11 protein-coding genes are annotated in these 13,107 nt (G+C 70.0%); 4 read left to right on the forward strand and 7 right to left on the reverse strand.

Annotated features, from left to right (window positions below; translation table 11 throughout):
* The first annotated feature begins 48 nt into the window (after window positions 1-48).
* A complete protein-coding gene (locus ESD82_RS20170; protein ID WP_024845438.1) occupies window positions 49-1,821 on the forward strand; it encodes a monovalent cation:proton antiporter-2 (CPA2) family protein in 1,773 nt (590 codons plus the stop codon).
* Here the strand turns inward: ESD82_RS20170 and ESD82_RS20175 are convergent.
* Both ESD82_RS20175 and ESD82_RS20180 read right to left on the reverse strand, forming a co-directional pair.
* Window positions 1,818-2,381, reverse strand: a complete 564-nt coding sequence (locus ESD82_RS20175; protein ID WP_024845439.1) for a HutD/Ves family protein — start codon at window positions 2,379-2,381, stop codon at window positions 1,818-1,820. The two genes, ESD82_RS20170 and ESD82_RS20175, sit on opposite strands and share 4 nt — an antisense overlap.
* Before the next feature lie 26 nt (window positions 2,382-2,407).
* Window positions 2,408-3,442, reverse strand: a complete 1,035-nt coding sequence (locus ESD82_RS20180; protein ID WP_081750568.1) for an AbrB family transcriptional regulator — start codon at window positions 3,440-3,442, stop codon at window positions 2,408-2,410.
* 256 nt (window positions 3,443-3,698) lie between these two features.
* Between ESD82_RS20180 and ESD82_RS20185 the strand changes: the two genes are divergently transcribed.
* The 3 genes from ESD82_RS20185 to ESD82_RS20195 all read left to right on the forward strand — a co-directional run bounded on the left by ESD82_RS20185 (window position 3,699) and on the right by ESD82_RS20195 (window position 8,029).
* Window positions 3,699-4,883, forward strand: coding sequence for an HPP family protein (locus ESD82_RS20185; protein WP_024845441.1), 1,185 nt, complete (start codon window positions 3,699-3,701; stop codon window positions 4,881-4,883).
* A gap of 89 nt (window positions 4,884-4,972) precedes the next feature.
* Window positions 4,973-5,935: a glycosyltransferase gene (locus tag ESD82_RS20190; protein ID WP_024845442.1), complete on the forward strand. Its 963-nt coding sequence runs from the start codon at window positions 4,973-4,975 to the stop codon at window positions 5,933-5,935.
* A gap of 9 nt (window positions 5,936-5,944) precedes the next feature.
* Window positions 5,945-8,029: an NAD-dependent epimerase/dehydratase family protein gene (locus ESD82_RS20195; protein ID WP_024845443.1), complete on the forward strand. Its 2,085-nt coding sequence runs from the start codon at window positions 5,945-5,947 to the stop codon at window positions 8,027-8,029.
* Here the strand turns inward: ESD82_RS20195 and ESD82_RS20200 are convergent, their stop codons facing one another.
* The 5 genes from ESD82_RS20200 to ESD82_RS20220 all read right to left on the reverse strand — a co-directional run bounded on the left by ESD82_RS20200 (window position 8,030) and on the right by ESD82_RS20220 (window position 13,045).
* Window positions 8,030-8,542 carry an AmiS/UreI family transporter gene (locus tag ESD82_RS20200; protein WP_024845444.1) on the reverse strand — a complete coding sequence of 171 codons (513 nt, stop codon included), beginning with the start codon at window positions 8,540-8,542 and terminating at the stop codon, window positions 8,030-8,032.
* A gap of 144 nt (window positions 8,543-8,686) precedes the next feature.
* A complete protein-coding gene (locus ESD82_RS20205) occupies window positions 8,687-9,628 on the reverse strand; it encodes a hypothetical protein (protein ID WP_024845445.1) in 942 nt (313 codons plus the stop codon).
* 89 nt (window positions 9,629-9,717) lie between these two features.
* Entirely contained in the window at window positions 9,718-10,812 is a 1,095-nt protein-coding gene (locus ESD82_RS20210; RefSeq protein WP_051419759.1) for a DUF475 domain-containing protein, read from the reverse strand.
* Window positions 10,813-10,946: 134 nt separating this feature from the next.
* Complete coding sequence (locus tag ESD82_RS20215; RefSeq protein WP_028710672.1) at window positions 10,947-12,377, reverse strand: sensor histidine kinase; 1,431 nt, start codon at window positions 12,375-12,377, stop codon at window positions 10,947-10,949.
* Window positions 12,374-13,045, reverse strand: coding sequence for a response regulator (locus ESD82_RS20220; protein WP_024845448.1), 672 nt, complete (start codon window positions 13,043-13,045; stop codon window positions 12,374-12,376). Before ESD82_RS20220 ends, ESD82_RS20215 begins: the two co-directional genes overlap by 4 nt.
* Between the last annotated feature and the right edge of the window lie 62 nt (window positions 13,046-13,107).

The raw sequence follows: 13,107 nt of genomic DNA on the forward strand, positions 1-13,107 counted from the left end.
GACGGGGTATAGGCTGGCCCCAAGGAAACCAGCGCGAACGGGGACCGGATGGCGACAGAGGTGACGGCCGCTGCCGGGGCGGCGGCACATGGCGGCGGGGTGCCGCTGCTCAGCGTGGTCGTGCTGCTGGCGGCCGCGGTTCTGGCGGTGCCGCTGTTTCGCCGGCTGGGGCTGGGCTCGGTGCTGGGCTATCTGGCCGCGGGACTGGCGATCGGACCCTTCGGGCTGGGCTTTTTCCACGACCCGCAGGCGATCATCCATGTGGCCGAGCTGGGCGTGGTGCTGTTCCTGTTCGTCATCGGGCTGGAAATGCAGCCCTCGCGGCTTTGGGCGATGCGGGGCGAGATCTTCGTGCTGGGCCTTGCCCAGGTGCTGCTGGCCATCGCGGCGCTGACCTGCGTCGGGCTGGCGCTTGGCTTTCCGGTCGCCGCCAGCTTCGTCTCGGGCACCGGATTCGTGCTGACCTCGACCGCCATCGTCATGCAGATGCTGGCCGAGCGGGGCGAGATGGCGCTCCCCAAGGGCCGCCGCATCATCGCCATCCTGCTGTTCGAGGACCTGGCCATCGTGCCGCTGCTGGCGCTGGTCGCCTTTCTCGCGCCGGGGGGAGAGGAGGTCACCCTGCCCGCCCGGCTGATCGGCATCGCCGTCGGGCTGGGCTGCATCGCCGCGCTGGTGGCGGCCGGGCGCTATCTGCTGAACCCGATGTTCGGCCTGCTTGCCCGGTTCGGCGGGCGCGAGGTGATGGCCGCCGCCGCGCTGCTGGTGGTACTGGGCGCGGCGCTGCTGATGCAATGGGGCGGGCTGTCCATGGCGATGGGCGCCTTCCTGGCCGGGGTGCTGCTGTCGGAATCCAGCTTCCGCCACCAGCTCGAGGCGGATGTCGAACCCTTTCGCGGCCTGCTGCTGGGCCTGTTCTTCCTGGGCGTCGGCATGGCGCTGGACCTGCGGATCATCGCCGCCAACTGGGCGCTGATCGCGATCTGCGTGCCGGCCTATATGCTGCTGAAAATGCTGGTGATCTATACCGTCGGCCGGGTGCTGCGCGCCAGCCGCGCCGAGGCGCTGGAGCGCGCGGTGCTGATGGCGCAGGGCGGCGAGTTCGCCTTTGTGCTGTATTCCAGCGCCATGCAGTTCGGCATCATCAGCGGCCAGGACAATGCCGTGCTGACCGCCATCGTCATCGTCTCGATGGTGCTGACGCCGCTGATGATCATCCTGCACGACCGGCTGGCGCCGAAACCCGCGCCCTCGCTCGACGGGGTCGAGGCGGCCGAGGGGCTGGAGGCGCGGGTGCTGATGATCGGCTTCGGCCGCATGGGCCAGATCGTCAGCCAGCCGCTGATCGCGCGCGGCCATTCCATCTCGATCATCGAAAGCGACCCGCAGACCATCCGCGATGCCGACGAGTTCGGCTTCAAGGTCTGGTATGGCGACGGCGCGCGGCTGGACATCCTGCACGCCGCCGGGGCCGGCAATGCCAGCCTGATCGTCGCCGTGCCCGGCGACCGGCAGGCCGTGACCCGCATCGTCGCACTGGCCAAGCACGAATTCCCGCTGGTCCCGGTCATTGCCCGCGCCTTCGACCGCGAACATGCGCGGGAACTGGTCGAGGCCGGCGCCGACTATCAGCTGCGCGAGACGCTGGAAAGCGCCTTCGCCATGGGCCGCGAGGCGCTGTTGCAGCTTGGCGACGACCCCGACGCGGTCGAGGCGGTCATGGCCGAGATCCGCGGCCGCGACATGGAACGGTTTCAGATGGAATGCGTCGGCGGCATCTTCGCCGGCCGCGACCTGCTGCTCGGCAATCGCCGGGACTAGGCGCGGGCGATCTCGATCAGCCAGACATCCGGGGCGGGACCGGCGGGCAGCGCGGCCTCCGGCCCCTCGCAAAGCAGCGCGTCAAGCTGGTCCAGCGCAACGGTGCCGCCTGCGAAATCCAGCACCACGGGCGCGGTGGCCAGCAGCAGCCGCCAATCGGGCGCCCCCTCGGCCGCCTGGGTCAGCCGCGACAGCCGGTGGGTGAAGGCGCCGCGCCGGGTCATCACGTTCAGGTCGGTGATCGGCCCCGCCAGCAGCCGCGCCGAGGTCGGCAGATCGGCCGGGAAGGCCAGCGGCGCGCTCTCCGGCGTCAGCCGCCGCATGGGCCGCCCCTGCACCTGAAGCGCGATCCCCGCGCCGGTCAGCACCGCCAGCGTGCGGTCGATCTGCGGAAAGATCGAGAAATCGCCGTCCTCGGTCACGCCCGCCATGCTGACGCGCCAGCCGAAATCGGCAAGGCCCGCGCCCGCGGGATGGACGGCAATCTCGACCGTCTCGCCGCGGCCGTTCTTCCACGGCATGCGGCGATGGTCGGCGGCTTTCAGGATGCGATGGCTCATGCAGCTCTCCTCTTGGTTCCCTCGCCTCAGCCGCCGCGCCGGCCCAGCACCTTGCCCACCACCGGCCCCAGCACGATCACGATGACCATGCGCAGCAGATGATGGCTGACGACATAGGCGATATCCGCCCCGGCGATCAGCGCGATCACCACCATCTCGGCCTGCCCGCCCGGCAGGAAGGCCAGGAAGGCGTCCAGTGCCGGCGCCAGCCCCAGATGCACGATCCCCTCGATGAAGACCAGGCTGACCGCCGCCAGCAGCAGCGCATAGACGATACCGGCCGTCACATGCAGGCGCAATTCGCGCAGGGTGATGCCGGCATATTTCACCCCGACGGCGATGCCGATGAAGAATTGCGCGGCCTGGATCATCTCGGCCGGCGGGCGCTGGGTGATCAGCCCCGACAGCGACAGCGCCGCGGTCAGCACCATCGGCCCCAGGATCGAGGCGCCGAAGACGCCCAACCGCTCGGCCCCCTTCCAGCCCAGCAGCCCGGCGGCGACCATCAGCGCGATCTCGGCCGCATCCGTGGCACGCATCGGCGTGCCGGGCGGCTGCGACAGGTCCACGCCCCACCAGGCGGTCATGATCAGCGGCGCAACGGTGACGATCACCAGAACCCGCGTCGCATGGATCAGCGACAGGGCACGGACATCGCCGCCCGCCTCCTCGCCAAAGACCAGCATGTCCTGCAAGCCGCCTGGCATGGCGCCATACCAGGCCGTCGCATGGTCGAAGCCGAAGGCGCGGCGAAACAGCGGATAGCCGACCAGCGCGATCACGCCGATGAAGCCGGGCACGAACAGCAGCGATGCCGCCACCTCGGGCAGTTCCGCCAGCACGCCGGGCGTGATCGAGGCGCCCACCGCCACCCCCAGGATGGTGCGCATGAAGATGCCGAACTGCCCGGCCCCGGCCAGCGGCGCGCCGGCCAGCGCCGCGACCAGGCAGGCCAGCATCGGTCCCAGCAGCATGGGCAGCGGCAGGTGCAGCAGCAGAAAGGCCGCGCCGCCCAGGGCGGCCAGCGCGAAGGTCAGGATGCGGCGGTTCAGCAGGTTCATCGTCATTCCCGGCGGGCGCCCGTCACCCGGGCGCCATGGGCCGAATTGGCACAGCCGGCCGGGAAATGTCAAAGCGACTCGGCCGATTCGCGCCAAGGCCGCGCCATGGCCCGGACCCGCCCTGCCGAAGGCCACCGCCGGCCGGCCCGAGAGCGTCCCAGCTCAACCCTTCCGGGGCCTTGCAACCTGCCCGCTCCTGCGACAATTAGGCGCATTGGAAGCCCGTTTTTCGGGCGGGCGCGAAAGGCAAGCTCAGATGACCAGACCCGCCGGGGCCGTGCTGCACCAGATCACGCAGGCGCTTGGCCCGGCGATCGCGCCCGGCTCGCCGCGCGAGGCGTTGCGGGCCGGCCTGGGGGCGCTGGTGGGGCTGGGCATCTCGGGGCTGTTCCTGCTGTCGCCCGCGACCGACCTGCGGCTGGGGCTGTCCATGATCGCGCCCTTCGGGGCGACCTCGGTGCTGGTTTTTGCGGTGCCCAACAGCCCGCTGGCCCAGCCCTGGTCGGCGGTGGTCGGCAATTCCGTCGCCGCCGCCATCGGCGTGCTGGCCTGCATGGCGACGCCGCATTCGGCGCTTTGCGTCGCGCTGGCAGTGGGCGTCACCATCGCCGCGATGATCCTCTTGCGCGCCGTGCATCCGCCGGCCGGCGCGGTCGCCATGACCGCCGCGCTGAACCCCGAGGCGATCGGCGCGCTTGGCTTTCACTTCGTGCTGACGCCGGTGCTGGTCGGCACGCTGGCGCTGGTGGGGCTGGGGATGATCTATGCCCGGCTGACCGGCCGGCGCTATCCGTTTCGCCAGTTCGAGGAACCGGGGCCGCATGGCACCGCCGACCACCCGGCGATGGAGCGGCTGGGCCTGTCCAAGGAAGAACTGACCGAAATCCTGCAACGCTATCGCCAGTCGCTGAACCTGGGGGTCGAAGACCTGGCGCGCCTGATCGGCGCCGCCGAATTGCAGGCCGCCGCCCATCGCACCGGACCGCTGACCGCGGCGGACGTGATGTCGCGCGACCTCGTCACCGTGGCCCCGCATACGCGGCTGGTGCGGGTCGCCGACATCTTCCGCAAGCACGGCTTCACCTCGCTGCCAGTGGTCGAGGCCGGCGACCAGTTCCGTGGCGTGATCTTCCAGCTGCACCTGATCCGCCGCGCCCGCGAGGACGCCTTTCGCCACAACCGCCGCTTCCTGGCCGCCCTGTCGGACCTGATGAACCCCAGGCGCGGCGCAGCCCCCCGCGCGCGCGAGATCATGCAGACCGACCCGCCGCATGTCGCGCCCGACGCGCCCATCGGGGCGCTGCTGCCGATGCTGGCCTCGGGCGAATGCGAGGCGGTGCCGGTGCTGGACGGGCCGCGCATCGTCGGCATCGTCACCCAGACCGACCTGATCTCGGCGCTGGCGCGACAAAGCCTGCGGCAGCCGCCGCCGAGGCCCTGAACATGCCGATAACGACAGGCCGCGCCGCATTGCCGAACGCGCCGCGGCGGGGATAGGCTGCCCCTGCCGGAACAAGCACGAGGGCAGACATGACCCGTCCCACGCTGGGCGCCGTGGCCATCGGCCGCAACGAGGGCGACAGGCTGAAGGCCTGCCTGCGCTCGCTGGTGCCGCTTTGCGCGCGGGTGGTCTATGTGGACAGCGGCTCGCGCGACGACAGCGTCGCCTTTGCCCGCAGCCTGGGCGTCGCCGTGGTCGAGCTGGACAGCTCGGTTCCCTTCACCGCCGCCCGCGCCCGCAATGCGGGATTCGAGGCACTGCAGGCGGAGGGCGCGCTGGATCTGGTGCAATTCGTCGATGGCGACTGCCGGGTCGAGCCGGGCTGGCTGGAGGCCGGCGCCGCCGCCATGCAGGCCGATCCCGGACTGGGCCTCGTCACCGGCTGGCGGTCCGAGATCCACCCCACGGCCACGGTCTATAACCAGATGTGCGAGGTGGACTGGCACCGCCCCGCCGGCCCCATCGTGGCCTGCGGCGGCGACATGATGGTGCGTACCGCGGCCTTTCGCCAGGTCGGCGGCTTCGACCCCGCGGTGATCGCGGCCGAGGATGACGAATTCTGCCTGCGCCTCGGCAAGGCCGGCTGGAGGCTGCAGCGCCTGCCGGTGCAGATGACCTGGCACGATGCCGCCATGACGCGATTCGGCCAATGGTGGCAGCGCACCATCCGCAACGGCCACGGCTTCGCGCAGGTGGGCCGCATGCACCCGCCGCATTTCCGGCGCGAGCAGATGCGGGTCTGGGTCTATGGGCTGGCGTTGCCGCTGCTTTTCCTGCTGGGGCTGGTCCTCAGCCCCTGGCTGTCTCTGGCGGCGCTGGGACTTTACGCGCTGTCTTTCTGGAAGACCCTCACGGGGCTGCGCGGCCAGCCGATGGCCGGCCGGCAGGCGGCGCTGCTGACTCTGGCCAAGATCCCCAACCTTTTCGGGATGCTGACATATTTCCGTCGCCGCCAGCGGGGCGACGCCATGCATATCATCGAATATAAATAGGAGCTTGCCATGACCTCGGACCTGCGCGTCGGTATCGTCGGGGCCGGCTACATCGCCTCGTGGCACGCCGATGCGATCAAGGCCGCGCCGGGCGCGCGGCTGGTCGCGATCTGCGACCCCGCCATCGATGCGGCAGAGGCGCTGGCCTCCGGCCATGGCGTCGCCGCCTTTGCCGACCTGGACCAGATGATCGCCGCCGGGGTCTGCGACGTGGTGCATATCCTGACGCCGCCGAACCTGCATCGCGACCTGGCGGTGAAATGCCTGGGCGCCGGCCTGCATGTGCTGGTCGAGAAGCCGGTGGCGCTGTCCGTCGCCGAGATCAACGAGATGGAGGCGGCCGCCACGGCCGCCGGCCGCCAGCTGGGCGCCTGCCACAACTTCCTGGGCCTGCCGGGTTACGAACGGCTGAAACGGGCGGTGCAGGCGGGCGACCTGGGGCTGGTCTCCAGCGCGCAGGTCAACTGGGCGCTGCCCTTGGTGCCGCTGCGCTCGGGGCCCTACGGGCTGTGGATGCTGCGCGAGACGCAGAACCTGCTCTTGGAGCTTGGCCCGCACCCCTTCTCCTTCGCGGTGGACCTGTTCGGCCCGCTGGAGGTCGAGCATGTCAGCCTGGGCCAATGGATCACCCTGCCCGGCGGCGAGCGGCGGCCGCAAAGCTGGCGCATCTTGGCCCGCGCCGGCAAGGTGGACCTGACCATCGCCCTGTCGCTGGTCGAGACCTTCGACGACCGTTCGGTCAGCTTGCGCGGCTCCTCCGGCATGGCGCGGCTGGATTATGCGGCGGATGCGCTGGTGGTCACGCGCGACAACACCGCCGATCTGGTGCTGAACCCGCTGATCAAAGAACTGTCCCGCGCCGGGGCGCATCTGCGCGAGGGGCTGCGCAACGCCTTCCGCCAGGCCGCCTCGCTGAACCAGAAAAGCCCCTATGGGCTGAGCTTCCGCGCCACCATCGCCGCCTTCTACGACGGCATCCGCGCCGGGCAGCCCGACCCGCGCTTTGCGCCCGCCTCGGCCCGCGCGGTGATGCAGGGGATCGAGGATGCGCTGGCCCGCCTGCCCGCCCTGCCCGCGGTTCCGGCCCGGCCCCACGGCACGCCGCGGCCGCGCGTCATGGTGATCGGCGGCACCGGCTTCATCGGCCGCAACCTGACCCGGCGGCTGGTCGAGCGCGGCCACGACGTGCGGGTGCTGTCGCGCGGACACAACGGTCCCTTTCCCGACATCGCCGACCATGTCGAAACGCTGGGCGTGTCGCTGCGCGACGAGGACAGGCTGGCGGCCGCGATGCAGGGCATGGATTGCGTCTTCAACCTGGCAAAATCCACCGACAAGAACTGGCAGGCGGCGCTGGAAAACGACGTGGCCACGACCGAGCGCATCGGCCGCGCCGCGATCCGCGCCGGCATCGGGCGGCTGGTCCATACCGGCACCATCGCCTCATACGACATGTCCGACCCGGCCCGCACCATCACCGAGGCCACCGATTTCGGCGAGATGGAAACCCGCAACATCTATGCGCGGTCCAAGGCCGAGGGCGAGCGGCGGCTGATCGCCATGCAGGCGCAGGGATTGCGGCTGGTGATCGCCCGGCCCGGCATCGTGCTGGGCGACGGCGGGCCCCTGCAGCATTGGGGCATCGGCCGCTGGCACGGCGCCGGGGCGGTGCGGCTGTGGGGCAATGGCCGCAACATCCTGCCCTTTGTGCTGGCCGACGACGTCTCGGACGGGCTGATCGCGATGATGGAACGCGACGAGGCCATCGGCGAAAGCTTCAACCTGATCGGCGAGCCGATGTTTTCCGGCCGCGACTATTTCGACGCCATCCATCGCCGCACCGGGGCGCGGCTGAAGGTCAGCGGCTCGAACCTGACCGCGCTCTGGGCGGTCGATGCGGTCAAGCAGGGGCTGAAGCGCCACGTGCTGCGCCGCAAGGGGGCGTCCCCGGCCTCGCTGGCCGACTGGAAGTCGCGCGGGCATCTGTCGCGTTTCGATAATGCAAAACCCAAGCGCCTGCTGGGCTGGGCGCCGGAATCAGACCGCGACGCCTTCTGGCGCCGCGCCATCGACGAGGCGCATCTGTTCTGGTGATCAGAGCAGCCCGTCCAGCAGCAGGAAGCCCGGCAGCCAGCCGGTGAAGATCCCGGCCAGCAGCGTGACCCAGGCGGTCTGCCGCTGGATCGGGCGGCCAAGCGCCAGCAGCAGGAAATACAGGAACCACAGCACGCCCCAGACGGCCCAGTTCGCCGCCAGCCAAAGCTCGGTCGCGGACCCCGCCGCCACCAGCGCGCGCAGGCAGACCGGCACGGTCGTCACCGCGACGAACAGGCTGAACCAGCCCAGGCCGCGCCCATCCGCCCCGCTGAGCCGGTTATAGGCGACCCACAGATAGGTGGTGCAGAACAACAGGCTCAGCGCGCCGTTGCGGATGCTGGCGGCGCTGGCCCCGGCGCCGAAAGCGTCGTGCAGCACCGCGGCGCCCGAAACCAGCGCGGCGACGATGTTGATGACGACGATCTCGCGATCGGCGATCCGGCCCATCAGCCAGAGCCCGTTCAGAAACAGCACGGCGCCGACATAGAACAGCACGAACCCGGTAAGCATCGGACCTCCTCAGCACGACCGACCGCGGATCGGGCAATTGCCCGGAATACGATCAGCCCATGCCTGCCAAGAAGGCAAATCCAGCGCCGGATCAATCGAAATATTTTCAACAATCCGTAAAAACAGCGTTCGGTTTTCCTGCGGTCACAGCCCGGTCAGCGGGTTGGTGCTGACCACCTCCCAGACCACCTCCTGCATGCGCCGCGCCAGTTCGGGCGAGGGCGCATCGGCGGGACTGCCATCGGCGCGCATCAGTTCATGCGGCAGGCCGACCGGGCTTTGGCCGTAAAGCACCGCGTAATGGGTCAGCGCCACCAGGTAGACGCCCAGGTCGTTCGGGTGGATGGGGTCCAGCGTGCCGTCCGGGCTACGGCCGAACAGATCCTCGCGCGATGCCAGCTCGGCGATGCCGCCCCTGGCCTCGGCCTCGGCCACCAGCCGGGCCATGACCTGCCCCACGGGGATCAGCCAGACCGGCTTGCCGGCGGCACGCGCGGCGGGCCAGAGCAGGCCGGGCTTCCACATCGTCTCCAGGTCGTCGGGCAGGCGCGACAGCCAGTCCGGCTGGTCATCCAGCGCGTGCCAGCTTTCGTAAAGAAAGACCTGCCCGGCCGGATTGCCCGCCGCCGCCTCGGCCGCCCATTTCCCGGCATAGAGGCGGCTTTCCTTGTATTGGATCGCATCCTGCAGCCGCACCATCTCGGTCATGACGAAGGCGTCGTATTCGCCGCTTTGCAGCGCCTGATGCGCGTCGCGATAGCGGGGGGTGGCGTTTTCCTGGTCGAAGCCGGCGATTGCCTCGCGGCCCTGGTGATGCTCGCGCAACGCGGTGCCCCAGCCCAGTTGCAGCGCATAATCGTGCCCCTGCCCGGCCAGCTGCGCCAGCATCGCCGGCATGTCGCGGCCGACCAGGCTGTGACCCAGGTGATAGACCCGCAGCGGCCCCTGCGGCAGCGCCCGGCCGGCCTGGTAAAGCGCCTGCACGTCGGCGCCGTCATCCTGCGCGGCCCCGGCCCTTTGCGCATGGCGCCAATAGAACAGCGCCGCCACGGCGGCGACGACCAGCAGGGCAAGCAGGTAACGCATGACTGTCCTCGTTCCGAACCACGGGATCAGGGATAGCAAAAAGGCCGCCGCCCCGAAAGGCGGCGGCCGTTCCTGTCGCTTCGGAGGGCTTACGCCTCGACCGCGTGGTTCTTGCGGTTCCAGCGGATCGAGGACCAGAACGAGATACCGATCAGCGTCGCGCCGCCCAGGCCGGTGATGACCTCGGGGATATGCACCAAGGGCTGCACGAACATGATCACCGACAGCGCGATGATGGCATAGAAGGCGCCATGTTCGAGGAAGCGGTATTCGGCCAGCGTGCCGCGCTCGACCAGCATGATGGTCATCGAGCGCACATACATGGCGCCGATACCCAGGCCGATGGCGATGACGAACAGGTTATGGGTCAGCGCAAAGGCACCGATCACGCCGTCGAAGCTGAAGGACGCGTCCAGCACTTCCAGGTAAAGGAAGGCGCCGATGCCGCCCTTGGCGCCGGCCTGCATCGCCTCTTGCGAGCTGTCCAGCAGGCCGCCCAGCACCTCGACCAGCAGGAAGGTCAGAAGGCCCCAGATCGCGGAATGGAAGAACACCTGCGAATCGGCCCCTTCCAGGAAGCGCGAGAAGATCAGCACCGTGACCAGCACCACCGCGACCTCGATGCCGCGGACGGTGGCGTAACGCTGCATGCGATGTTCCAGCCAGCGCACCCAATGCACGTCCTTTTCATGGTCGAAGAAGAAGCTCAGGCCGACCATCATCAGGAAGGTGCCGCCGAAGGCCGCGATGGGCAGATGCGCCTCGTGCATGATGCGCGAATATTCGTCGGGCTGGCTTGCGGCCAGGACCATGGCCTGCCAGGGACCGATATTGGCGGCGATGACCACGATCAGTAGCGGAAAGACGATCCGCATGCCGAAGACGGCGATCAGGATGCCCCAGGTCAGGAAGCGGCGCTGCCACTTCGGGGTCATCTCTTTCAGCTTGTTGGCGTTGACGATGGCGTTGTCGAAGGAAAGCGAGATTTCCAGCACCGCCAGCACGGCGCAGATGAAAAAGATCGTCAGCGTGCCGCCGACGGTTCCGGTCGTCTGCCATCCCAGCACCGCGCCCAGGGCGAGGCCGAGCACGGTGACGATGAAGGACCATTTGAAATAGTGCAGGGTGGGACGATGGGTTCCATTCGTCGAGCCCCCCAAGGGCGGGTTGTTTCCTTGCTGCATGTTAAGAACAAGTCCAGGCGGCTGGTCAAAGATGGATGCCGACATCACGAACGTGCCGCCACGTCCGCCAGAGGGGCCCGGCCATCAAACTGCGTTCACGAAGGCGCGAACGCGCAAAAGATGGCGAATCCGGGTCACGATTGCAAGGGTTCCGTGCCAAGCCCGGCATTTTCTTGCACGGACCGGGCCGGGGCCGCCGCCGGCAGGGTGATGCGCGCCAGAAGCCCGCGCCCGCCGGCCCCCGCGTCCAGCACCAGCCGGCCGCCGAACAGGCCGGCGATCTCCAGCGCCACCGGCAGGCCCAGGCCCATGCCGGGCCCCGCGGTCTCGCCCCGCGCGAATCGGCTGACGGCGGCGGCGCGCGCCTCGGCCGGGATGCCGGGGCCGCTGTCCTCTACCTCCAGCACCGCCTCGCCGCCCGCGCGCCAGACGCGCACCGTCACCACCGCCGCACGGCCGGCATGCAAAAGCGCGTTCGAGATCAGGTTGCTCAGCGCCTCGCCCAGCAGCAAGGGCTCGGCGCGGACCGTCACCGGCCCCTCGCCCTCGAAGCCCAGGTCGATGCCGGCCTCGGCGGCGGCGGGGATATGCTCGGCGGTCAGGTCGCGGGCCAGCGCCGCCAGGTCCAGCGGCGCGGCCAGCGCGGCGCCCTCGGCGGTATCGACCCGCGCCAGCAGCAGCAGTTGCGCCAGGATGCGCTCGGCATGGGCCACGGCGGCATCGCCCTTGGCCGCGGCGGCCTGCGCCTCGGGCAGCGTTGCCGCCCGCGCCGCCAGCGCCAGCTGGGTGCGCACCACGGTCAGCGGCGTGCGCAGCTGGTGCCCGGCATTGCCGGTAAAGTTGCGCATCCCGTCCAGCGCCGCACCCAGCCGCCGCATGAAGCCGTTCACAGTGCCGACCAGCCCGCGCACCTCGGAGGGCACCGGCGTCCCGATCGGGCTCAGGTCGTCGGGGCTGCGCGCGGCGATCTCCTCGCCCAGCCGGTAAAGCGGGCGCAAGGACAGCGTCACCGCGACCCAGACGATCAGCGCCGCGCCCGCGATCATCAGCGCCAGCCGCAGGGCCGAGCGCATCAGGATCGCCCGCGTCAGCTCGCGCCGGGCATTGGTGGTCTCGGCCACGGTGACGACGAAGGGCACCTCGTCGATGCCGGTCGAGGCGGCGCGGGCCAGGCTCGCCACCCGCACCGGCTCGCCCCGGAACACGCCGTCGGCATAGGCCGGCCCGCCCCCCGGCCGCGCCGGCGCCATCGGCAGGTCGCCATAGCCGGTGACGATATGGCCGGGCGGGCCGTCCACGCGATAGAAGACCCGGTCCTGCGCGGCGGAGCTCAGCATCTCCAGCGCGCCATAGGGGATCTCGATGGCGATGCGCCCGTCCTCGTCCAGCGAGGCGCGCTCGGCTATCACCAGCGCCGAGCCGGCCAGCACCCGGTCGGCCAGCGCATTGGCCATGCGCACCGCCTCGCGCCAGGTGTCGATCAGCGCGGCGGTGCCCAGCGCCAGAGTTCCCATGAGCAGCCAGCCCAGCAGCCGGCGGCGCAGGGAAAACGGCCGCCGGATCACGGCACCGCCCGGTCGAGAAAATAGCCGATCCCCCGCGCCGTCCTGACCGTCAGCCCGGCCGGCGCCAGCCGCTTGCGCAGCCGGCTGACATATTGCTCGATCGCGTTGGCGGACAGGTCGTCCTCCAGCGAGGTCAGCGACTGCACGATCGATTCGCGCGCCACCACCTTGCCGGCGCGCATGATCAGCAGCTCCAGCAACCCGCGTTCGCGCGCCGGCAGGTCCAGCGGCTGCCCCGCCAGCAGGAAGCTGCGCGCGGTCTGGTCCAGCACCAGATCGCCGAAGCTGACGGTGGAGTTGCGCAGCCCCGCCTGCCGGCGCAGAAGCGAGCGGATGCGCGCCTCGAACTCGCCGATGTCGAAGGGCTTCACCATGTAGTCGTCGGCACCCAGGTCCAGGCCGCGCACCCGTTCCTCGGGGGCGCCGCGCGCGGTCAGGATCATCACCGCCGCCGGATTGCGCCGCGCCCGCATCGCCCGCAGCACCTCCAGCCCGTCCATCTGCGGCAGGTTCAGGTCGAGGATCACCAGGTCGAAGCTTTCCGCCGCCGCCAGCGCCTCGGCCGAGGCGCCGTCATGGACCACGTCCACCGCATAGCCCGACTGCCGCAGCAATGCGGTCAGCCCCTCGGCCAGAGACAGGTTGTCCTCGACAAGCAGGATGCGCATGTTTCCCCCTTCCGCCCGCAGCCTAGCGGGGCGGCGCGGGCTTGTGAACGGGCTGCCGCTTT

This window comes from Paracoccus pantotrophus, from assembly GCF_008824185.1.
GTDB classification, from domain to species: Bacteria; Pseudomonadota; Alphaproteobacteria; order Rhodobacterales; family Rhodobacteraceae; genus Paracoccus; species Paracoccus pantotrophus.